21 protein-coding genes are annotated in these 19652 nt (G+C 68.4%); 14 read left to right on the top strand and 7 right to left on the bottom strand.

What is annotated here, in order from left to right; all coding sequences use genetic code 11:
* Positions 1 to 2: 2 nt before the first annotated feature.
* From WJ12_RS31455 to WJ12_RS31435, 5 genes are all read right to left on the bottom strand, one after another.
* Complete coding sequence (locus WJ12_RS31455; protein ID WP_034186105.1) at positions 3 to 365, bottom strand: YbjQ family protein; 363 nt, start codon at positions 363 to 365, stop codon at positions 3 to 5.
* Between the two features lie 128 nt (positions 366 to 493).
* The gene (locus WJ12_RS31450; RefSeq protein ID WP_059556899.1) at positions 494 to 1747 is read right to left on the bottom strand and encodes a M20/M25/M40 family metallo-hydrolase; all 1254 of its coding nucleotides are present in this window, start codon (positions 1745 to 1747) and stop codon (positions 494 to 496) included.
* Between the two features lie 85 nt (positions 1748 to 1832).
* Positions 1833 to 3545, bottom strand: a complete 1713-nt coding sequence (locus WJ12_RS31445) for a M36 family metallopeptidase (RefSeq protein ID WP_059556898.1) — start codon at positions 3543 to 3545, stop codon at positions 1833 to 1835.
* A 475-nt stretch (positions 3546 to 4020) separates the two neighbouring features.
* Positions 4021 to 4965, bottom strand: a complete 945-nt coding sequence (locus tag WJ12_RS31440) for a GlxA family transcriptional regulator (RefSeq protein WP_034186108.1) — start codon at positions 4963 to 4965, stop codon at positions 4021 to 4023.
* A gap of 124 nt (positions 4966 to 5089) precedes the next feature.
* Entirely contained in the window at positions 5090 to 6052 is a 963-nt protein-coding gene (locus tag WJ12_RS31435) for a helix-turn-helix domain-containing protein (protein ID WP_059556897.1), read from the bottom strand.
* A gap of 245 nt (positions 6053 to 6297) precedes the next feature.
* Here WJ12_RS31435 and WJ12_RS31430 point away from each other — a divergent pair, with 245 nt between their 5' ends.
* The 7 genes from WJ12_RS31430 to WJ12_RS31400 are packed head-to-tail and all read left to right on the top strand — an operon-like array spanning position 6298 to position 11788.
* Positions 6298 to 7455 (top strand): amine dehydrogenase large subunit, encoded by a 1158-nt coding sequence (locus tag WJ12_RS31430; protein ID WP_059556896.1) that lies wholly within the window; start codon positions 6298 to 6300, stop codon positions 7453 to 7455.
* A 7-nt stretch (positions 7456 to 7462) separates the two neighbouring features.
* Positions 7463 to 8017, top strand: a complete 555-nt coding sequence (locus WJ12_RS31425; RefSeq protein WP_049029089.1) for a MauE/DoxX family redox-associated membrane protein — start codon at positions 7463 to 7465, stop codon at positions 8015 to 8017.
* Positions 8014 to 8640: a methylamine dehydrogenase accessory protein MauD gene (mauD, locus tag WJ12_RS31420; protein WP_059556895.1), complete on the top strand. Its 627-nt coding sequence runs from the start codon at positions 8014 to 8016 to the stop codon at positions 8638 to 8640. The genes WJ12_RS31425 and mauD overlap by 4 nt, the downstream gene beginning before the upstream one ends.
* 39 nt (positions 8641 to 8679) lie before the next feature.
* Positions 8680 to 9213, top strand: a complete 534-nt coding sequence (locus tag WJ12_RS31415) for a methylamine dehydrogenase light chain (RefSeq protein WP_034186113.1) — start codon at positions 8680 to 8682, stop codon at positions 9211 to 9213.
* Positions 9210 to 9710 (top strand): c-type cytochrome, encoded by a 501-nt coding sequence (locus WJ12_RS31410; RefSeq protein WP_034186114.1) that lies wholly within the window; start codon positions 9210 to 9212, stop codon positions 9708 to 9710. The genes WJ12_RS31415 and WJ12_RS31410 overlap by 4 nt, the downstream gene beginning before the upstream one ends.
* Positions 9707 to 10249, top strand: a complete 543-nt coding sequence (locus WJ12_RS31405; protein WP_059556894.1) for a c-type cytochrome — start codon at positions 9707 to 9709, stop codon at positions 10247 to 10249. The genes WJ12_RS31410 and WJ12_RS31405 overlap by 4 nt, the downstream gene beginning before the upstream one ends.
* Positions 10250 to 10282: 33 nt before the next feature.
* Positions 10283 to 11788, top strand: coding sequence for an aldehyde dehydrogenase family protein (locus tag WJ12_RS31400; RefSeq protein ID WP_059556893.1), 1506 nt, complete (start codon positions 10283 to 10285; stop codon positions 11786 to 11788).
* 65 nt (positions 11789 to 11853) lie between these two features.
* On the opposite strand, the gene WJ12_RS31395 is transcribed toward WJ12_RS31400, so the two are convergent.
* Positions 11854 to 12297: a DMT family transporter gene (locus WJ12_RS31395; RefSeq protein WP_034186116.1), complete on the bottom strand. Its 444-nt coding sequence runs from the start codon at positions 12295 to 12297 to the stop codon at positions 11854 to 11856.
* A 121-nt stretch (positions 12298 to 12418) separates the two neighbouring features.
* Here WJ12_RS31395 and WJ12_RS31390 point away from each other — a divergent pair, with 121 nt between their 5' ends.
* Positions 12419 to 13300 carry a LysR family transcriptional regulator gene (locus tag WJ12_RS31390; RefSeq protein ID WP_059556892.1) on the top strand — a complete coding sequence of 294 codons (882 nt, stop codon included), beginning with the start codon at positions 12419 to 12421 and terminating at the stop codon, positions 13298 to 13300.
* A gap of 36 nt (positions 13301 to 13336) precedes the next feature.
* Here WJ12_RS31390 and WJ12_RS36180 read toward each other — a convergent pair whose 3' ends face one another.
* Positions 13337 to 13504, bottom strand: coding sequence for a hypothetical protein (locus WJ12_RS36180; protein WP_154233701.1), 168 nt, complete (start codon positions 13502 to 13504; stop codon positions 13337 to 13339).
* A gap of 336 nt (positions 13505 to 13840) precedes the next feature.
* Between WJ12_RS36180 and WJ12_RS31385 the strand changes: the two genes are divergently transcribed.
* The 6 genes from WJ12_RS31385 (at position 13841) to WJ12_RS31360 (ending at position 19557) form a co-directional block, all read left to right on the top strand.
* Positions 13841 to 14794, top strand: coding sequence for a choline ABC transporter substrate-binding protein (locus WJ12_RS31385; protein WP_034186118.1), 954 nt, complete (start codon positions 13841 to 13843; stop codon positions 14792 to 14794).
* A 61-nt stretch (positions 14795 to 14855) separates the two neighbouring features.
* Entirely contained in the window at positions 14856 to 15785 is a 930-nt protein-coding gene (cdhC, locus tag WJ12_RS31380; RefSeq protein WP_034186119.1) for a 3-dehydrocarnitine:acetyl-CoA trimethylamine transferase CdhC, read from the top strand.
* An 85-nt stretch (positions 15786 to 15870) separates the two neighbouring features.
* Entirely contained in the window at positions 15871 to 16836 is a 966-nt protein-coding gene (locus WJ12_RS31375; RefSeq protein ID WP_034186120.1) for an L-carnitine dehydrogenase, read from the top strand.
* Positions 16837 to 16846: 10 nt separating this feature from the next.
* Positions 16847 to 17335 (top strand): thioesterase family protein, encoded by a 489-nt coding sequence (locus WJ12_RS31370; protein WP_034186121.1) that lies wholly within the window; start codon positions 16847 to 16849, stop codon positions 17333 to 17335.
* Positions 17336 to 17378: 43 nt separating this feature from the next.
* Positions 17379 to 18335, top strand: coding sequence for an alpha/beta hydrolase (locus tag WJ12_RS31365; RefSeq protein WP_059556891.1), 957 nt, complete (start codon positions 17379 to 17381; stop codon positions 18333 to 18335).
* A gap of 22 nt (positions 18336 to 18357) precedes the next feature.
* Positions 18358 to 19557 (top strand): TauD/TfdA family dioxygenase, encoded by a 1200-nt coding sequence (locus WJ12_RS31360; RefSeq protein ID WP_059556890.1) that lies wholly within the window; start codon positions 18358 to 18360, stop codon positions 19555 to 19557.
* Positions 19558 to 19652 lie beyond the last annotated feature (95 nt).

The raw sequence follows: 19652 nt of genomic DNA, 5'->3' as shown, positions 1-19652 counted from the left end.
CGTTACGCGTCCTGCGTCACGCGCACGGCCGTGCCGTAGCAGATGACTTCCGTGACACCCGAGCCGATTTCGGTCGAGTCGTAGCGCATCGCGACGATCGCGTTCGCGCCGAGCTTGCGCGCGTCGGTCAGCATCTTGTCGAAGGCCTGCTGGCGCGCTTTCTCGCACAGCGACGTATAGAGCGTGATGTTGCCGCCGAAGATCGTCTGCAGCGACGCACCGAACGAGCCGACGATCGAGCGCGAGCGTACGACGATGCCCTGCACGACGCCGAGCGAACGAACGGTCGTGTGGCCGGGCAGGTCGAACGCGGTCGTGACGCGCGCGGGCGACAGATCGTCGACGGAGCGGGAAAAATCGGTCATGGCGGAGCACCGGGGTGCGGTAGTGGTCGAACGGCGATTCTATCCGGAAGGGGCCGCGGCATCGGAACGGGGGCGCGCGGCGCCACCCGTTCCGGCGTGACGGTGAACGGCCGCGCGCCGCGGATCGGTCAGGGCTTGGCCGTCGTTGCGGCGTTCCCGCCGAGATCGACCGCATAGGCCAGCGCCAGCTTGCCGAACTTCAGCGCGTGGTTCGCCTGCCGGTCCGAGTTCTCCAGCGTGTCGTTCACCGTGTGGATATACGGGCTGTCGTTCTGGTCGGCCTCGAACGGGAACGATGCCGGATAACCCTGCGCATTCCACGACGCGTGATCCGAGCACGCGTACCCGCACTGCGACGTGCCGATCGCGAGTTCCGGCAGGTAGGTCTTCGCCAGGTTCGTCAGGTAGGTGTTCTGGGCCGAGCTCGTGTAGTCGGTGATCAGGTAGATATCCTTCGGATCGCCCTTGTAGTTCGTCATGTCGAGCTGCAGCACGCCGACCACGTTCGCGTTCTGCGTGCGGAACTGCTTCGCGATCGCCTTCGAGCCGAGCAGGCCGGCTTCCTCGGCCGCATACCCGACGAACTTGATCGTCCGTTTCGGCCGGTAGTCGTTCGCGATCAGCACGCGCAGCGCTTCGGTGAGACTCGCGATGCCCGATGCATCGTCGTCCGCGCCGGGCGAGCGCGTGTTCTCCGTCGTGCGGCCGACCGTCGAATCGAGGTGGCCGCCGAGCACGATCGTGCCGGCGGCGGGATCGCTGCCGCGAATCGTCAGGATCACGGATTTCTGCGGAAAGCCGGTGTGCGCGAACTGCTCGACGGTGATGTCGGCGCGCGAGCCGGCCAGTTGTTTCCATTGCAGCGCGAGCCAGTCCGACGCGGCGACGCCGTGCGACGTCGTGTAGTAGCGGTTCGTGAAGCCGGACAGCGACGTGATCGTGCCGACGATGTTGCTGGCCTGCAATTGCTGGATCCAGGTACCGATCTGCGGCGCGTTCGACACCTTGTACACAGGCGCCGCCGCCTGTTTCGCGAGCGTCAAGGGCAGCGGCTGCAGTGCCTGCCGCGCGTCGTCGAACGAATCGTGCACGACGTAGCCGGGCCCGTGGCCGCGCGTATGGTGGACGGCATGGGCGAGGTCGCCGAGCCGTGAATCGTCGATCTCGACGACGTGAACGGTTTCGCGGCGCGCGGCGCCGTCGGCCGTCTTGCCGGCATCGACGGTCGTGCTGTATTGCACGGTGACGCTTGCATCGATGCGCTGAAGCTGGCGCAACGCGGTGTCGCCGAGCGTGATCCAGACGGGGGTCGCGTGCGCGGCGGCGGTCAGCAGCATGCCGCCCAGCGCGGCGCTCAGGCGGGTCGGTTTCAGAGTAGGCATGTTCGATCTCGTGAGGATGGCGATGTCGATGTCGATGAAGGGAGCGCGCCGCAGGTCGTGCGCCGCACTCCCGCCTGCTGCGGAATTACGACTTCTGCGGGACGGTCACGCCGTACGTGCAGCTCTTGTTGTACGCGTTGCCGATCGCGGTGAGCTGCGCGTTGCTGTAGCCGAGCGCGGATGCGGCCGTCAGCACGGCCTGCGCGGCGGCCTTCTGGTTGGTCGAGCTGTTGGTCATCGACAGCCCTTTCAGGAACGCCTTGTCCATCGCCTGCGCGCCGATCGCGTCGCGCGCGACGAGGTTGCACGACGCCCAGTACTGGCCGGCCGTATGGATCTCCGCGCCGCGTGCCTGCGCATAGGTGCGCCCGACGTTCCAGTTGGTCACGCGGCCGCCCCAGTATTCGTTGTGGCCGTCCCAGTTGTAGACCCAGTGGTACTGCGCGTCCGACGGGCTCCACTGGTTGAAGTCGCGGCTGTACGCGGCGGCGAGATAGTCGCCGGTGCCTTCGGACAAGCCTTCCTGTTGCGACAGGCCGCCGTTCGTCACCCAGTCGTGGATGCCGTGGCCGAGTTCGTGGATCACGACGTCCGCATCTTCCGCGTCGTCGACGCCGCCCTGACCGAAGGTCAGCCGGCCGCTGCTCGACGAGTACGACGAGTTGTCGTCGCCCGATTCGCCGTGCGGGTCGTACTGCACGCCGCCGGTGTACTGGTACGGGAGCGCCTTGATGCCGAGCGTCTGGTTCACGTAACGCAGGAACGTGTCGATGTGGTAGTACGCGTTCACGGCCTCGAAGTACAGGTTGCCGCGCGTGAACTCGAACGTGGGCGTCGATTGCGACGGGCATGCCTTGTCGAGCGGCGCATCGAAATCGATGCACGCCGCGTACGGGCCCGTCAGCGTGTAGCGCGAACCCGACTGCGCGAGATCCTTCAGCGTCACGCGCACGCGCGCGGCCGTGAGCTGCGTCGAATCGGCGTCGTTGTTGTCCTTGTAGCCCGTGCTGCCGTAGCTGCTCTTCGTCGGCGACAGCGGATCGGGCCGGAACACGAAGCCGGTGCCGTCGGTCGCGTAGAACGCCTTGTCCTCGGCGCGCAGCACTTCGCCGCTGCCCGAATCGATCAGCAATTCCCAGTCGCCCTTCGGCCCGTCCTGCGGGCGGCCGCGCACCTTCCACGCGGTGTGCGTGCCGGCCTGGTCGACGAACGCGACGAGCCGCGCGTCGAGATGCGTGAAGCCGCTCACGCCGAGATACGCACGGGCGCGGTCGAGCGCCTGCTGCTGGTCGACGGCCTGCGACTTGCGCGTCGTCGCGACCACGCCGTTGATCGTGTTGCTCGCGACGTACAGGATGCGGCCGTCCTTCGCGACCGTCACCGCGATGTCGCTGCCGTACACGGGCAGTCCGGCGGCCTGCTGCTGCAGGCGTACGACGGTGAAGTCGGCGTCGTTGCGCTCGGACGTGACGACGAGGCTCGCGAGCGCGGTCGCGTCGAGCCCGAGTTGCGCCGCCTGCGATGCGACGAAGTCGCGTGCGGTCGCGGCGGGCGTCGTGGCGGCCTTCCTGGCGCGATAGGCCGGGTTGTACAGCGTGACGGCGACGCCGTCCGCGCGGAACTGCCCGCCGGCCGTATCGGATTTCGCGGCCGGCGGCGCGACGCCGCGCGTCAGGCTTTCGCGCAGGCTCGCGGCCAGCGGGTTCGACACCTTCGTATCGGCCAGGGTGCCGCCGACGATGCCGAAGCCGAGCGCGAGACCCAGGGCGAGCGGCAATGCGTTGCGTGATGTCTGCATACGTGATCCTCATCTCAACGGTTGGACACGCCCGCGCGCTCGTGGCGCGCAGGCACGACACGGCCCGCGCGCCGGTTCGATGGAACCGGTGCGGCGAAGCGGTGTTGGGAGTGTCGACTGACTAAGGAAACCTAAATGTCAGGTCGAAAAGAAACAGGCGGAAGAGGCGATGGAGAAGCGAACGGCAGGCAGGTGCGGCGACGGCGAATCGAGCATCGTCATGTCTTACCCCTCGGATCGATATTAATATCGGTGGCGGCCCGTGCGGGACGAGATGCGTCGAGCACGTCGCGCGCCTCGTTAGGCTGCCTATCTAATTGCGAGGTATGTTACAGAATATTTTCGGCGACATTCCAAATTATTTTCGATGATCGCCTCGGTTGACCGATCAATCGCCGGCATTGTTCAGCGAACGGCGGGAAACGCTGCCGGAACGCGTAATACCGCGCCGGATTGTGATTAAAAGCCGCGACGATCAGCGCGTCGCGCGGCGATCGCTGCGCGGGCTGACGCCGAACCGCGCGCGATACGTGCGCGAGAAATGCGACGGCGATTCGAACCCGCAGGCGACGCACACCGACGTGATGCTCATGTCGGTCTGCTGCAGCAGTTCGCGCGCGCGATCGAGGCGCAGGTTCAGGTAGAAGTGCGTCGGCGTGTCGTTCAAGGTCGCGCTGAACAGCCGTTCGAGCTGGCGCCGCGTGATCGACACATCCTGCGCGAGCGCGTCGGAGCCGAGCGGGTTCTCCATGTGCTGCTGCATCGTGCCGATGACCTGGATCAGCTTGCGGTTGTGCACGCCGTAGCGTGCGGCGATCTCGAGCCGCTGGCTGTCCGAGCGCTGCCGGATGCGGCTGACGACGAACTGCTCGGAGATCGCCGCCGCGAGGTCGGCGCCATGCCGGCGGCCGATCAGGTCGAGCATCATGTCGATCGACGCGGTGCCGCCCGCGCACGTGATGCGCCGGTCGTCGATCTCGAACAGTTCCTGCGTCGCATTCAGGCCCGGATAGCGCTCGCGGAATGCGGCGAGCGCTTCCCAGTGCAGCGTGAGCGGTTGCGACGCGTCGAACAGCCCGGCTTCCGCGAGCACGAAGCTGCCCGTATCGATGCCGCCGAGCGTCGCACCGTGGCGGTGCTGGCGGCGCAGCCAGTCGCCGAGCGCGCGCGTGTAGCACACGAGCGGATCGAAGCCCGCGACGACGAACACCGTGTCGACCTGCTCGACGTCCGCGCACGCGGCTTCGGCCGCGACCGGAATGCCGTTGCTCGCGGCGACGGGCGCGCCGTCGGCGCTGATCACGTGCCAGCGATAGAGTTCGGTGCGAAAGCGGTTCGCGACGCGCAGCGGTTCGACCGCCGACATGAAGCCGAGCGCGGAGAAACCGGGCAGCAACAGGAAGTGAAAATCCTCGGGCATCGGGGCAGGGGATCGAATCCGGTGGTCGTCTCGCGTCGCACGGGGGGCGATCGGGCGGGCCTGCGCCGCGCCGGTTCGCACGCGCCGAACGGTCAGCGGGAGATTATCGCGGGTTTTGCGCGCGTCAGCGCGTTTTTGTGCCGCGCATGGAACGGCGCGCGGTGGTCGACGGCAGTTCGCCGAATTGCGCCTTGTACGCGTTCGCGAAATGACCGAGATGGATGAAGCCCCAGCGCGCGGCGGCATCGCTGATCGGCACCTCGGCCTGCCGCGTGTCGAGCAGCATCCGTCGCACCTGCGACAGGCGCAGCGAGCGCACATAGTGCAACGGGCTCGTCTGGACGACCGACTGGAAGCTGTTCTGCATCGTGCGCCGGCTCACGCGCAACTGCGCGCACAGGCTCAGCACGTCGACCGGCGCTTCGGGGTGCCCGATCACGTAGTCGTGCACGCGGCGCACGATGTCGGCGCGGCATGCATGCGTGAGCCGGTTCGACGGCTCGGGCATCCGGTACGTGAGCAGATCGACGAGCACGTTGCCGACTTCGCCGCGCAGCTCGCGCTGCACGCGTGCGTCGGCGTATGTCTCGGGGGAGGACAGCACGCGTTCGAGCTGCGTCGCGATCTGCACGCTCGCGCGCATCAGCACGGCCGTCGGCATGTCGACGACGCCGCGCCGCAGCGTCGCTTCGTCGACGCGCACATCGGCGGCATCCTCGACCTGCTGCAGCAGGTCGGCATCGGCGACGACGCCGATCAGCGACATGTCGTCGGGCGAATGCAGTTCGAACGGGACGCCGCCGCGTGCCACCACCATCGTGCCGCGTTCGATCCGTGCGCCGCCGAACGCGAACGCGCCCGCGCCGGTGAGCGGCATGCCGAACACCGTATCGCCGGGCGGCAGCCGGCCGCGCTGGATGATGCGCACGTTCGCGGCTTCCTGGAACAGCTGCAGGCCGTCGAGCATCGCGTGCTTGACCGCGCTGCGGTACGAACCCGGGCCGATCTGGTCGTAGCGCTGGTTCCAGCCGCGCAGCGCCTCGGCATGCCGGTCCGCGTCGTCGAACATCTCGTGAAACACGAACACAGCGCCTCCGGGGGTGTCGAGCAGGACCGCGAAAGATTAAACCGGCCGAGCGGTCGGCGCAATAAGGGGGAGCGCGATTCCGCGCGCATTCTTCAGAGGGTCGGAAGGCGTCCCGCCGCCGAGGCTTTCACGCGCATTTCCAATATCCCGAATCGGCACGCACGCGTTGCCGGTCCGGGTGCTGACCGGATTTATTGTCGAACTACAGTCGCCCCACATTACGTGAATCCCCAACTGGAGGCGACATGAGGACAAGGCGACGAAGCGCGGCGCTCGCGGCGACGCTGGCGTGCGCGGCGGCGTGGGCCGGCAGCGCGAACGCGACGGAACAGCCCGAGGAGCTGGTCGTGCAGAAGATGCCGCCATGGCATCCGCACGAGGTCTATATCGTCGACATCTCGATGCCGTCGATGACCGACGGGCGCATCTACGTGTACGACGCCGATGCGAAGAGGCTGCTCGGCCAGATCGACGGCGGCTTCGGCCCCGGCCTCGCGATCTCGCCGGACCACAAGACGAGCTTCGTCGCGACGACCTACTTCTCGCGCGGCTCGCACGGCACGCGCACCGACGTCGTCGAGATGACCGACAACACGACGCTCGATCACGCGGGCGAGATCGTGATTCCGGCCAAGCATGCGCAGCATGTGCCGTCGCCGTACAACACCGCGTTCAGCGCCGACGGCAAGCGGCTGTACGTCGCGAACATCACGCCGGCCGCGTCGGTGACGGTGATCGACGCCGTCACGAAGAAGGTGCTGTCGGAGATCGACACGGCCGCCTGCGTGCTCGCGTATCCGTCGGGCAACGACCGCTTCACCGCGCTGTGCGAGAGCGGCAAGGCGCTGAGCGTCACGCTCGACGCGAACGGCAAGGAAACGAAGCGCACGATGTCGGACGCGTTCATCGACGTCGACAAGGATCCGGCCTTCGTGAACGCGTCGCGGTACAACGGCGGCTATCTGTTCACGACATACGGCGGCAACGTGCGCAGCGCGGATTTCGGCGGCGACCAGCCGGCGTTCGGCAAGCCGTGGCCGTTGCTGACGGACGCCGAGCGTACCGAAGGCTGGCGCCCCGGCGGCATGCAGCAGACGGCCGTGCAGGCGAGGCAGAACCGCTACTACGTGCTGATGCACAAGGGCGCCGACGGCTCGCACAAGGATCCCGGCACGCAGGTGTGGGTGTACGACCTGAAGTCGAAGCAGCGTGTCGCGCGCTGGGATCTCGCGCAGCAGAAGGTCGACCCGCTCGTGTCGATCCAGGTCAGCGAGGACGACAAGCCGCTGTTCTACGGACTGACGGCGACGTCCGACCTCGTCGTGATGGATGCGCGCACCGGCAAGCTGCAGCACGTCGAGAAGCAGATCGGCAATACGTCGTCGCTGCTCGTCAACCCGTGAGGCCGCGATGACCCTCGATCCCGTACTCGCCACCAGCGCGCAAGCCGGCGCGGCCGTCGTCGTGCTGCTCGGCGCCTTCGCGAAGATGCGCCGGCCCGCCGCGTTCCGTCGGGCGCTCGCCGGCTACCGGCTGTTGCCCGATACGCTGACCGCGCCCGTCGCGTTCGCGATTCCGCTCGCGGAAGCGATCGGCGCTGCAGCGCTGCTGTTTCCCGATACGCGCATGGCCGGTGCGCTCGGCCTGATCGCGCTGCTGCTGGCCTTCGCGGCCGGGCTCGCGATCAACCTGCTGCGCGGCCATACCGACATCGACTGCGGCTGTTCCGGCTTCACCGCCGCGCGCGCGGACGCGCCGCGCGGCATCGGCTGGCTGCATGTCGGCCGCGTGCTGCTGCTCGCCGCGCTGGCCGCGACCGCGTTCGTCGAACCGGGCACGCGCGCCGTCGTGTGGTTCGACTACCTGACGCTGTTCTTCTCCGCGCTGCTGATCGTCTGCGCGCTGCTCACCGTCGACGTGCTGCTCGCCAACGTCCCGCGCCTTGTCCACTTGAGGAATTCATGATGCAAACCGCTCTCACCGTTTCCACCGCCCTGCTGTGGGTGGCCGTCCTCGCGCTCGGCGCGATCTGCCTCGCGCTGGTGCGCCAGATCGGCATCCTGTACGAACGCATCATGCCGGCCGGCGCGCTGATGATCGACAAGGGGCCGGCGGTCGGCGCGATCGCGCCGACATTCGAACTGACCGACATTCGCGGCGCGCAGGTGAAGGTCGGCGGCTTCGATGCGGCCGGCAAGGCGACGCTGCTGTTCTTCCTGTCGCCGACGTGCCCGGTCTGCAAGAAGCTGCTGCCGCTGCTGCCGTCGCTGCAGGCAAGCGAAGCGACGCCGGTGAACATCGTGCTCGCGAGCGACGGCGACGTCGACGAACACGCGCGCTTCGCGCGCAAGCACGACCTCGGACGCTTCCCGTACGTGCTGTCGCAGGAACTCGGACTCGCCTACCAGATCGGCAAGCTGCCGTACGCGGTGCTGCTCGACGAAACCGGCACGGTGCGCGCGAAGGGGCTCGTCAACACACGCGAGCATCTCGAGAGCCTGTTCGAGGCGAAAGAGCGCGGCGTCGCGTCGCTGCAGGCGTTCGTGCACGGCGATCACAGCCACGACGCGCATGCGCAGCACGCATGACCGGCCGACCCACTTACAACGTCATGGGAGAACAACGACATGGGCCTGTTTGATTCATGGTTCGAGCGGTCGGCGCGCGGCGTCGCGCAGCACAGTTCGAGGCGCAGCGCGATGGCGAAGCTCGGCAAGGTGCTGGTGGGATCGGCGCTGCTGCCGTTGCTGCCGGTCGACCGCACCGCGTACGCGGCCGATGCGGCATCGGGCGCGTCAGGCGCCGCCGCGGGGGCGAGCGACGACCCGATGAGCTGCGACTACTGGAAATACTGCGCGATCGACGGCTGGCTCTGCAGTTGCTGCGGCGGCACGTCGAGCAGCTGCCCGCCCGGCACGACGCCTTCGCCGATTACGTGGATCGGCACCTGCCGCAACCCGCACGACGGTTCGGACTACATCGTGTCGTACAACGACTGCTGCGGCAAGACGTCGTGCGGCAAGTGCTTCTGCAACCGCAACGAGCGCGAGAAGCCGCTGTACAAGCTGTCGCTGAACAACGACATCAACTGGTGCATGGCGAACGGCAATTCGAATTACCACTGTTCGGTTTCGGTTCTGCTGGGAGCGGCAAAACAATGAACGTGATGCAGGCAGGAAAGATCGTCTTGACATGCATGACCGCGATGGCGGCCTTCGCGCTGCCGGGTGCGGCCGGCGCGCAGGAAACCGTGCATGACCCGGCCGGGAAAAGCCTGTTCGATGCGCAGTGCGCGGTGTGCCACCAGGCCGGCGGGAAAGGGCAGGACGGCCTCGCGCCGCCGCTGACCGAGTATCCGGGCAAGTACGCGGCGGCCGAGCCGGGGCGTGCGCAACTGATCGCGACGCTGCTGCACGGGATGTTCGGCGAGATCACGGTGCACGACAAGCGCTACAACTTCAAGATGCCGTCGTTCGCAAGCGCGAGCGACGACGACATCGCGCACCTGCTCAACTACGTCGTGTTCGACCTCAACGCGCAGCACGGCGACGCGAAGCCGTTCACGGCGGCCGATATCCGCGCGGCGCGGGCGAAGCAGATGGACGGCACGGCCGTGCATGCGCAACGCGCGGTGGTGATCAAGGGGCTCGGCCTGTGAACGGCGCCGACGCGTCCCGCGCGCACGCCGGTGCCCCGGGAAGGCGGGGCGCGTCGGCGCGGCTCGGCGGGGTATCGCGTCGCCTGTCGTCGTGGCTGCTGCTGGCGGGTGCCGTCGCGTCGGCGGTCGCACCGCCCGCGCATGCCGACGGCGCGGCCGACGCGACGCTCGCGCGACAGCACTGGGTGCTCAACTGCATGGGCTGCCATACGGCGACGGGCGGCGGCATTCCCGGCAAGGTGCCGCCACTCGCGAATTCGCTCGGCTATTTCACGCATCTGCCGGCCGGGCGCGAGTACGTGATGCGCGTGCCCGGCGCGTCGAATTCGGCGCTGTCGGACCAGGATCTGGCCGACGTGCTCAACTGGGTGCTCGTGACGATGAACCGCGATGCGCTGCCGCGCGACTTCCGGCCCTATACGGCCGCCGAAGTCGCCGCGCATCGCCGCCCCGCCTTCGCCGACGTCGCGACCGTGCGCGCCGGACTGGTCCGTGCGTTGCAGGCGCGCGGGATCGACGGCATCACGGACCGTTACTGACCGGCTCATTCGACGAATCAAGGAAACGTGGACATGGAGACGAACGAAACCTTTGCGTTGCTCGACGCGACGCGCGCATTTCTCGCGAAGCCGAAGAAGATGCTGATCGGCGCGGAGTGGAGCGATGCCGCGTCGGGCCGCCAGCTCGATGTCGTGAACCCGGCCGATGGCACCGTGATCGCGCGCGTGCCCGCAGCGGACGAGCGCGACGTGCAGCAGGCGGTGGCCGCCGCGCGGCGCGCATTCGATGCGGGCCCGTGGCGCACCGCGAAGACCACCGACCGCGAGCGCCTGCTGCTCGTGCTCGCCGACCTGATCGAAGCGAACGCGCGCGAGCTCGCCGAGATCGAGTCGCTCGACAACGGCAAGCCGGTCACGGTCGCGCAGGGGCTCGATGTCGCGATGGCCGCGCAGTGCTTCCGCTACATGGCCGGCTGGGCGACGAAGATCGAAGGCAGCGTGATCGACGCCGGCATGCCGTACCTGCCGGACAGCGAGATCTTTACCTATACGCGCAAGGAGCCCGTCGGCGTGGTCGGCGCGATCATCCCGTGGAATTTCCCGCTGCTGATGGCGGCGTGGAAGATTGCGCCGGCACTCGCGACCGGTTGCACGGTCGTGCTGAAGCCCGCCGAAGACACGCCGCTGAGCGCGCTGCGACTGGGCGAACTGATCCAGGCGGCCGGGTTCCCGGACGGCGTCGTCAATCTCGTCACGGGCGACGGCCGCACGGCCGGCGCGGCATTGTCGCGCGATCCGCGCATCGACAAGATCGCATTCACGGGTTCGACGCAGACGGGCAAGACGATCGGCCACGCGGCGCTCGACAACATGACGCGGATGTCGCTCGAACTCGGCGGCAAGTCGCCGGTGATCGTGCTGCCCGACGTCGATCTCGACAAGGCCGCGCTGGGCGTCGCGAACGCGATCTTCTTCAACCAGGGGCAGGTGTGCACGGCCGGTTCGCGTGCGTATATCCACTCGAAGGTGTTCGACGGCGTGATCGAGCGCGTCGCGCAGATCGCCGCGAGCCTGAAGATCGGCCCGGGGATGGACCCGTCGACGCAGATCGGCCCGCTCGTCTCCGCGAAGCAGCGCGAACGCGTGTGCGGTTACATCGATTCGGGGTTCGGCGAAGGGGCGCGCGCGGCGGCGGGCGGCCGCGCGATCGACGGCCCCGGCTTCTTCGTCGAACCGACCGTGCTGGTCGATGCGACGCAGGCGATGCGCGTCGTGCGCGAGGAGATCTTCGGGCCGGTGCTTGTCGCGATGCCGTTCGACGATCCCGATACGGCCGTGCAACTCGCGAACGACACGCCGTACGGCCTCGGCGCGAGCATCTGGTCGAACGATCTGTCGGCGATCCACAAGCTGATCCCGCGTATCGCGGCCGGCACGGTGTGGGTCAACTGCCATTCGCTGCTCGACAACGCATTGCCGTTCGGCGGGATGAAGCAGTCGGGCTTCGGCCGCGAACTCGGCCGCGCCGTGATCGACCAGTACACGGAAAGCAAGTCGGTGATGATGCACTACGCGTGAGCGTCGTAACGTGCGCGTGCGTGGCCGGCGGGTCGGCACGCACGCGCGCGCCGACGGCCTTGCGTTCACGCGCGGATCAGCACGACCCCGAGGATCAGGCACGCCGCGCCGGCCATGCGGACCGGGCTGGCCGAATGCCGTTCGATGCCGAGCACGCCGAAGTGGTCGAACACGAGCGCGCCCGTCATCTGCCCGACGACGATCAGCGCGAGCGTCGTGGCCGCGCCCAGTCGCGGCACCATCAATATCGCGATGCCGACGAATAGCGCGCCGAAGAATCCGCCGGTCCAGCTGAACCACGTGCCGGCGCCGGGGAAGGGGCCGCTCAGGCGCGGATGCGGCGACAGCAGCGCGACGGCCAGCATCGCGGCCAGGCCGACAAGGTAGCTGACCGACCCGGCCCACCACGGCGAGCCGAGCTGCGCGCGGAGGTTCGCGTTGAGCACTTGCTGCAACGCGACGCTGATGCCGGCCGCCACGACCAGCAGATAGGACAGGAGGGTAGTCACGTCGATGAACGCTCCGTATCAACGGCCGGAATGGGGATGCCGGCACGGAAAGCTTTCATTCTGCGGAGCGCGCCGGTATAACACAAATATCGAATTCGGCGCGTATCCATCTCGTTTCGGCATGCCATCACTCCGGCAAATCCAGTATTTCCTGACCGTGGCCGATCTCGGCGGCTTCACGCCGGCCGCGGGCGCGCTCCATGTCGCGCAGTCGGCGCTCAGCCGGCAGATCGGGCAACTCGAGGAGGAACTCGGTTTCCTGCTGTTCGACCGGGAGCCGAGAGGCGTGCGGCTCACGCCCGCCGGCGCGATCTATCGTGAACGCGTGGCATCGATCCCGGCCGCGCTGACGGCCGCGGCCGAAGAGGGTTCGCAGCTGTCGCGCGGAGCGGCCGGCGTGCTGCGGCTTCTGCATTCCAGCACCGTTCCCGTCAGCAGCCTGATGCCCGATCTCGAGCGTTTCATGAGCGATTGCCCGGGCGCGCGCATCGATCTCGATCGCGTGTCGTCCGAGGATCAGGTATCGGAAATCGCGAGCGGCCATGCCGACATCGGGATCGTCCGCTTGCCGGTGCTGCGGCGCGACGCGCGTGTGCGCTTCGTCGAATGGGCCGCGGAACGCCTGTGCGTGGCGGTGCCCGCCGATCATCCGCTCGCGGGCCGCAAGCGCGTCGCGATCTCGCGGTTGCGGCGCGAGCCGTTCGTGTCGGCGGTGTATCGGGAGCGAGGCGGGCTCGCGCGCGTCGTGATCGATCTGTGCCTGAAGCGGGGCTTCGTGCCGGCCGCGGCGCGGATCGTATCGCCGAAGACGTCGATGCTGAATCTCGTCGCGGCGGGGCACGGCGTGGCGATCGTGCCGGAGCGGATGGCGAGTCTCGGGATCGACGGCGTCGTGTTCGTGCCGATGTCGGACGAAGACGCGAGATCGGCGTGCGCGCTCCTGCTGCCGGTCGAGCCGACGGTGCTGGCGGCGGCGTTCGTGCGAGTGGTGACGGCCGGCTGAGCGCGGCACGTCGCCACCGTGACGGCCAGCGCGGGCTCAGACGCGGTATCCCGATTCACGCATCAACCGGCGCGAGGCATCACTGCGCGGGCCTTCCGCGTCGAGCCGCGCGCGCAGCCGCGTGTCGGCCTTGACGAGCACGGCGCGGTGCATGACCGCAACGATGGCGAAAACGGCCACGACGAAAAGAGCGGTAAGGATCATGGGGTTCCTGAGTGGCCGGACACGCTGACGGCACCAGCATAGAGCCGATCCGCGGCACCCGGCGAGGCGTCGGAAATCTGTCAGCGTCGCCAGCGCCGAATCGAAAGCCGCACGCCGCATCGGGGCAACCCGGTTTCGCCCCGAATCCGCGTCAAACACCCGCCCACCAAGCCTTGGGCAAAACCTAGTGGTTTCCACTCATAGTCGCAAACAGTCAAGAACAGGTCGCCGGCGGTCTTCTCGCGGCGAATATGGCTCGTTACTTTTACTCCCACGATGCAGGCCGGCGCCACTCCGCGCACCGGCTGCCGCGAGACCAACCGGGAGAACCGAACCATGAAGTCGACGAAGATCGCCGCGCTTGCCGCGGCCGTGCTGGCGACCGGCGCGTTCACGAACGCGGCGCTGGCCGAGACCGAGGCCGCGACCTGCCGCACCGTGCGTTTCGCGGATATCGGCTGGACCGACATCACGTCGACCACGGCGCTCGCGTCGACCGTGTTCGAGGCGCTCGGCTACAAGCCGACCACGACGATCGCGTCGGTGCCGATCTCGTTCGCGGGCCTCAAGAGCAAGCAGCTCGACGTGTCGCTCGGCTACTGGTGGCCGGTGCAGCAGAAGCAGCTCCAGCCGTTCCTCGACAGCAAGTCGATCAACGTCGTCGAGCCGCCGAACCTGTCCGGCGCGAAGGCGACGCTCGCGGTGCCGAGCTACGAATACCAGGCCGGCCTGAAGACCTTCGAGGACATCGCGAAGCACCGCGCGGAACTCGACGGCAAGATCTACGGGATCGAGCCGGGCAGCAGCGCGAACGCGACGATCCAGAAGATGATCGACACGAACCAGTACGGGCTCGGCGGCTTCAAGCTCGTCGAATCGAGCGAGGCCGGGATGCTGGTGACGGTCGAGCGCGCGATCCGCGAGAAGAAGTGGGTCGTGTTCCTCGGCTGGGAGCCGCACCCGATGAACATCCAGCTCAGCATGAACTACCTGTCCGGCGGCGACGCGGCGTTCGGGCCGAACTACGGCGAAGCGCGCGTGTACACGCTGACGGCGCCCGACTTCATCGCACGCTGCCCGAACGCGGGCAAGCTCGTGACGAACCTGCGCTTCTCGACGCAGCTCGAGAACCAGCTGATGCAGTCGGTGATGAACAAGACGAAGCCGGCCGAGGCCGCGAAGGCCTACCTGAAGAAGAATCCGCAGGTGCTCGATCCGTGGCTCGCGGGCGTCAAGACGTTCGACGGCAAGGACGGCCTGCCCGCCGTGAAGGCGTATCTCGGCCTGTGACGGCCGGCGCCCGCGCCACCCCCGCAATGCAACACAACTTGAATCAAGCGAGGCACCCAGCATGAACCATGAAGTCATCATCACCTGCGCCGTCACCGGCGCGGGCGATACGGTCGGCAAGCATCCGGCGATTCCGGTCACGCCGAAGGAGATCGCGGCAGCCGCGATCGAAGCCGCGAAGGCCGGTGCGACGGTCGCGCACTGCCACGTGCGCGATCCGCAGACGGGCCGCGGCAGCCGCGACCCGAACCTGTACCGCGAAGTGGTGGACCGCATCCGCTCGGCCGACGTCGACGTGATCATCAACCTGACGGCCGGCATGGGCGGCGATCTCGAGATCGGCCCCGGCGAAGACCCGATGCGCTTCGGCAAGGGCACCGACCTGGTCGGCGGCCTCACGCGCCTCGCGCACGTCGAGGAACTGCTGCCCGAGATCTGCACGCTCGATTGCGGCACGCTGAATTTCGGCGACGGCGACTACATCTACGTGTCGACGCCCGCGCAGTTGCGCGCCGGCGCGAAGCGCATCCAGGCACTCGGCGTGAAGCCGGAACTGGAGATCTTCGACACGGGCCATCTGTGGTTCGCGAAGCAGTTGCTGAAGGAAGGGCTGCTCGACGATCCGCCGCTGTTCCAGCTCTGCCTCGGCATTCCGTGGGGTGCGCCGGCCGATACGGGCACGATGAAGGCGATGGTCGACAACCTGCCGCCGGGTGCGCATTGGGCCGGTTTCGGGATCGGCCGCATGCAGATGCCGATGGTCGCGCAGGCGATGCTGCTCGGCGGTCACGTGCGCGTCGGCCTCGAAGACAACATCTGGCTCGACCGCGGCGTGCATGCGACCAACGGCACGCTGGTCGAGCGCGCCCGCGAGATCGTCGAACGGCTCGGCGGCCGCGTGCTGACGCCGGCCGAGGGCCGCCGCAAGCTCGGCCTGCCGGCGCGCGGCGAGCGTCTGCTCGAACGTCGTGCGATCGCCGAATTCGCTTGAGTTTTCTTGCAAACCGACTGACACGGCGGCGCGCACCCAAGCGCGGCCGCCCACCGATTTCCCCTGATTTGAAGGATGCGTTGACATGGCTGTGAAGACCGACATCAAGACGTTCGCCGCCATCGGCACCGGCGTGATCGGCAGTGGCTGGATTTCCCGCGCGCTCGCGCACGGTCTCGACGTGGTCGTGTGGGACCCGGCGCCGGGCGCGGAGGAGCGGTTGCGCGCGAACGTCGCGAACGCGTGGCCCGCGCTCGAACGCGTCGGCCTCGCGCCGGGCGCCGATCCCGCGCGGCTGCGTTTCGTCCCGACGATCGAGGCATGCGTCGCCGACGCCGATTTCATCCAGGAAAGCGCGCCCGAGCGCGAGGCGCTGAAGCTCGAGCTGCACGAGCAGATCAGCCGCGCGGCGAAGCCCGACGCGATCATCGCGTCGTCGACGTCGGGGCTGCTGCCCACCGATTTCTACGCGCGGGCGACGCATCCGGAACGCTGCGTGGTCGGTCACCCGTTCAATCCCGTCTACCTGCTGCCGCTCGTCGAGGTGCTCGGCGGCGCGCGCACGTCGCCGGAAGCCGTCGAAGGCGCGATGGAGGTTTACCGCAAGCTCGGCATGCGGCCGCTGCACGTGCGCAAGGAGGTGCCGGGCTTCATCGCCGATCGCCTGCTCGAGGCGCTGTGGCGCGAGGCGCTGCACCTGGTCAACGAAGGCGTCGCGACGACCGGCGAGATCGACGATGCGATCCGCTTCGGCGCGGGCATCCGCTGGTCGTTCATGGGCACGTTCCTTACCTACACGCTGGCCGGCGGCGATGCGGGCATGCGACACTTCATGCAGCAGTTCGGCCCCGCGCTCGAACTGCCGTGGACGAAGCTGGTTGCGCCGACCCTGACCGACGCGCTGATCGACAGCGTCGTCGAAGGCACGACCGAACAGCAGGGCACGCGCAGCATCAAGGAACTCGAACGCTATCGCGACGAGTGCATCACCGAGGTGCTGAAAGCGATCGCCGCGGTGAAGGCGCGGCACGGCATGCGATTCGAGGACTAAAGGACAGGCGATGACGGGCGATACCCCGCTGACGATTTACCGCGACGTGGTGCGGCCCGAATGGGTCGACTACAACGGCCACCTGCGCGATGCGTTCTACCTGCTGATCTTCAGCTTCGCGACCGATGCATTGCTGGATCGCATCGGGCTCGACGACGCCGCGCGCCGCGAGCGGGGGCGCTCGGTCTACACGCTCGAAGCGCACGTGAACTACCTGCACGAGATCAAGGAAGGCACGCCGGTGCGCGTCGATGCGCGCGTGCTCGCGCACGACGCGAAGCGCCTGCACCTGTATCTCGAACTGTTCGCGCCAGGGCATGACGATCCGGTATCGGCGAGCGAGCAGATGCTGCTGCACGTCGACACGCGCGACGGTGCGAAATCGGCGCCGTTCGACGACGACGTGGCCGCGCGCGTGGCCGACTTGCATGCGTTGCAGCGCGATTGCGCGGCGCCTGCGTATGCGGGCCGCGTGATCGGCTTGCCGCCGCGCCGCTAGCGGCGACTTGCGTCCTTCAACGTTCGATCGCGGAGCGCGCACGATGCTCGAACCGGAAATCGCGGCGTTCGTCGCAGCCGTCGACGCGTGGTATCCGGCCGATGCGGCGGTGCGCTCGCCCGACGAGCAGCGCCGCCTCTACGACCGCTTCGCGGCCGCGTGGACGCCGGCCGCGCCGCCGCCCGGCATCGTGCGGCAGGACGCCGTGTGGCGCGCGGCGGACGGGCGCGCGATCGCGCTGCGGCGCTACACGTCCGCGCGCGGCGCATCGCGCGGCACGGTGCTGTTTTTTCATGGCGGCGGCTTCGTCGTCGGCTCGCTCGACAGCCATGCGCTGATCACCGCGCAACTCGCGGCCGACACGGGGCTCGACGTGATCGCCGTCGACTATCGTCTGGCGCCCGAACACCGCGCGCCGGCCGCGCTCGAGGATTGCCTGGACGTCACGCGCGCCGCGCGCGATGCCCGCTGGCCGTTCGGCGCGTGCGCGCATCCGCTGACGCTCGCGGGCGACAGCGCGGGCGGGATGCTCGCGGCGGCCGTCGCCACCGCGCTGCGCGATGCGGGCGAACGCAACGTCGACGGCATCGCGCTCGTTTATCCGATGCTCGGCTTCGAACCGCAATCGCCCGCGCGCGAGATCGAAGCGCGGGCGCCGATGCTGACGCTCGACGACGTGCATCGCTATCGCGCGCTGTACTGGGATGGGAACGTGTCCGACGTGCTGCGGGGCGGCGACCCGCTGTTGCGCGCGTCGGTGCCGCTCGAAGCGGCGCGTTTCGACGGCTTGCCGCCGGTGCTCGCGATCGGCGCGGAACACGATCCGCTGCGCGACGACGCGCGCGTGTACGTCGAACGGATTCGCGCGGCCGGCGGGGTCGCGCGCGACTGGATGGGACAGGGGCTGGTGCACGGCTGCTGGCGCGCGCTCGGGACGAGCCCGCAGGCCGCGCGCATGCACCGGATGGTCGGCGGGTTTTTGCTCGCACCACACGCGTAGCGGGCGTTTCCGGGAGGCAACGATGCAGGCAGCAGCGCAACACCGTATCGAGGACTGGCGGACGTTTTCGGCCGACGCGGCCATCGCGGCGGCGACGATCGGCGAGGGGGCGGTCGAGGTCGAATGGCGCGACGCGCGACGATCGCCGTTCCATTTCGACTGGCTGCGCGACAACTGCGCGTGTTCCGCATGCGTGCATGCGCTCACGCGTGAACAGGTGTTCGAGATTGCCGATGCGCGCGACGATCTGTCGGCGCTCGCCGTGCACGTCGAACCCGATGGTGCGCTGCATGTCGAGTGGAACGACGGGCATCGCAGCGCGTGGTCGCCGGGCTGGTTGCGGGCGCATGCATACGACGATGCGTCGCGCGCCGAGCGGCTGGCCGCGCACGAGCGGCACATCTGGGCCGGCGACGACGCGACGGCGATCGGCCTGTTCGCGTGGCGCGACGTGATGGAGGACGACGGTGCGCTGCTCGCGTGGCTCGCCGCGCTGCGGCGCACGGGGCTGACGCTCGTCGAAGGCGTGCCGGCCGAGCGCGGCCGCGTGGACGAGATCGCGCGTCGCGTCGGCCTGATCCGCGAAAGCAATTTCGGCGTGCTGTTCGACGTCGAATCGAAACCGCGCCCGGACAGCAATGCGTATACGTCGCTGAACCTGCCGCCGCATACCGACCTGCCGACACGCGAACTGCAGCCGGGCGTGCAGTTCCTGCATTGCCTGGCCAACGAAGCGACGGGCGGCGACAGCATCTTTCTCGACGGCTTCGCGCTCGCCGATGCGCTGCGGCGCGAGCATCCGGCCGATTTCGAACGACTGGCGTCGACGCCGTTCGAGTTCTGGAACAAGAGCGCGAACAGCGACTACCGCTGTTCGGCGCCGGTGATCGGGCTCGATGCGCGCGGCAACGTGACGGAGGTGCGTGTCGCGAACTTCCTGCGCGGGCCGCTCGATGCGCCGGCCGGCTCGGTCGCGGCCGTCTATCGCGCGTACCGGCGGTTCCTCGCGCTCGCGCGCGAGCCGCGCTTCCGCGTACACCGCCGGCTGCGGGCGGGCGACATGTGGGCGTTCGACAACCGGCGCGTGCTGCATGCGCGCACGGCGTTCGATCCGTCGACCGGCCGCCGGCACCTGCAGGGCTGCTACGTCGATCGGGACGAGTTGCTGTCGCGGTGGCGCGTGCTGTCGCGCTCGGTGCCTGCCGCCGTTGCGGCGCGCTGATCGGCGCACGCGGTTTCTTTTCGCCTGCCCGCCGGGAAGGGAAAAAGCACCCGGACGCCAGGCGCCCGGGCGAAGCCACCCGCTGCCGGGCGGCG

The sequence above is a fragment of the Burkholderia seminalis genome (assembly GCF_001718535.1).
In the GTDB taxonomy this organism is placed as follows: Bacteria; Pseudomonadota; Gammaproteobacteria; order Burkholderiales; family Burkholderiaceae; genus Burkholderia; species Burkholderia seminalis.
Note: the sequence above shows the minus strand (reverse complement) of the source record. Positions and strands in the feature narration are given on the sequence as shown.

Bases quoted from the DNA above. Each gene is read 5' to 3' on its own strand.
- WJ12_RS31415 (WP_034186113.1), top strand. From the start codon at position 8,680: ATGGGCCTGTTTGATTCATGGTTCGAGCGGTCGGCGCGCGGCGTCGCG.
- cdhC (WP_034186119.1), top strand. From the start codon at position 14,856: ATGAACCATGAAGTCATCATCACCTGCGCCGTCACCGGCGCGGGCGAT.
- mauD (WP_059556895.1), top strand. From the start codon at position 8,014: ATGATGCAAACCGCTCTCACCGTTTCCACCGCCCTGCTGTGGGTGGCC.
- WJ12_RS36180 (WP_154233701.1), bottom strand. From the start codon at position 13,504: ATGATCCTTACCGCTCTTTTCGTCGTGGCCGTTTTCGCCATCGTTGCG.
- WJ12_RS31425 (WP_049029089.1), top strand. From the start codon at position 7,463: ATGACCCTCGATCCCGTACTCGCCACCAGCGCGCAAGCCGGCGCGGCC.
- WJ12_RS31450 (WP_059556899.1), bottom strand. From the start codon at position 1,747: ATGCCTACTCTGAAACCGACCCGCCTGAGCGCCGCGCTGGGCGGCATG.
- WJ12_RS31440 (WP_034186108.1), bottom strand. From the start codon at position 4,965: ATGCCCGAGGATTTTCACTTCCTGTTGCTGCCCGGTTTCTCCGCGCTC.
- WJ12_RS31390 (WP_059556892.1), top strand. From the start codon at position 12,419: ATGCCATCACTCCGGCAAATCCAGTATTTCCTGACCGTGGCCGATCTC.
- WJ12_RS31445 (WP_059556898.1), bottom strand. From the start codon at position 3,545: ATGCAGACATCACGCAACGCATTGCCGCTCGCCCTGGGTCTCGCGCTC.
- WJ12_RS31410 (WP_034186114.1), top strand. From the start codon at position 9,210: ATGAACGTGATGCAGGCAGGAAAGATCGTCTTGACATGCATGACCGCG.
- WJ12_RS31385 (WP_034186118.1), top strand. From the start codon at position 13,841: ATGAAGTCGACGAAGATCGCCGCGCTTGCCGCGGCCGTGCTGGCGACC.
- WJ12_RS31455 (WP_034186105.1), bottom strand. From the start codon at position 365: ATGACCGATTTTTCCCGCTCCGTCGACGATCTGTCGCCCGCGCGCGTC.
- WJ12_RS31375 (WP_034186120.1), top strand. From the start codon at position 15,871: ATGGCTGTGAAGACCGACATCAAGACGTTCGCCGCCATCGGCACCGGC.
- WJ12_RS31430 (WP_059556896.1), top strand. From the start codon at position 6,298: ATGAGGACAAGGCGACGAAGCGCGGCGCTCGCGGCGACGCTGGCGTGC.
- WJ12_RS31370 (WP_034186121.1), top strand. From the start codon at position 16,847: ATGACGGGCGATACCCCGCTGACGATTTACCGCGACGTGGTGCGGCCC.
- WJ12_RS31400 (WP_059556893.1), top strand. From the start codon at position 10,283: ATGGAGACGAACGAAACCTTTGCGTTGCTCGACGCGACGCGCGCATTT.
- WJ12_RS31360 (WP_059556890.1), top strand. From the start codon at position 18,358: ATGCAGGCAGCAGCGCAACACCGTATCGAGGACTGGCGGACGTTTTCG.
- WJ12_RS31365 (WP_059556891.1), top strand. From the start codon at position 17,379: ATGCTCGAACCGGAAATCGCGGCGTTCGTCGCAGCCGTCGACGCGTGG.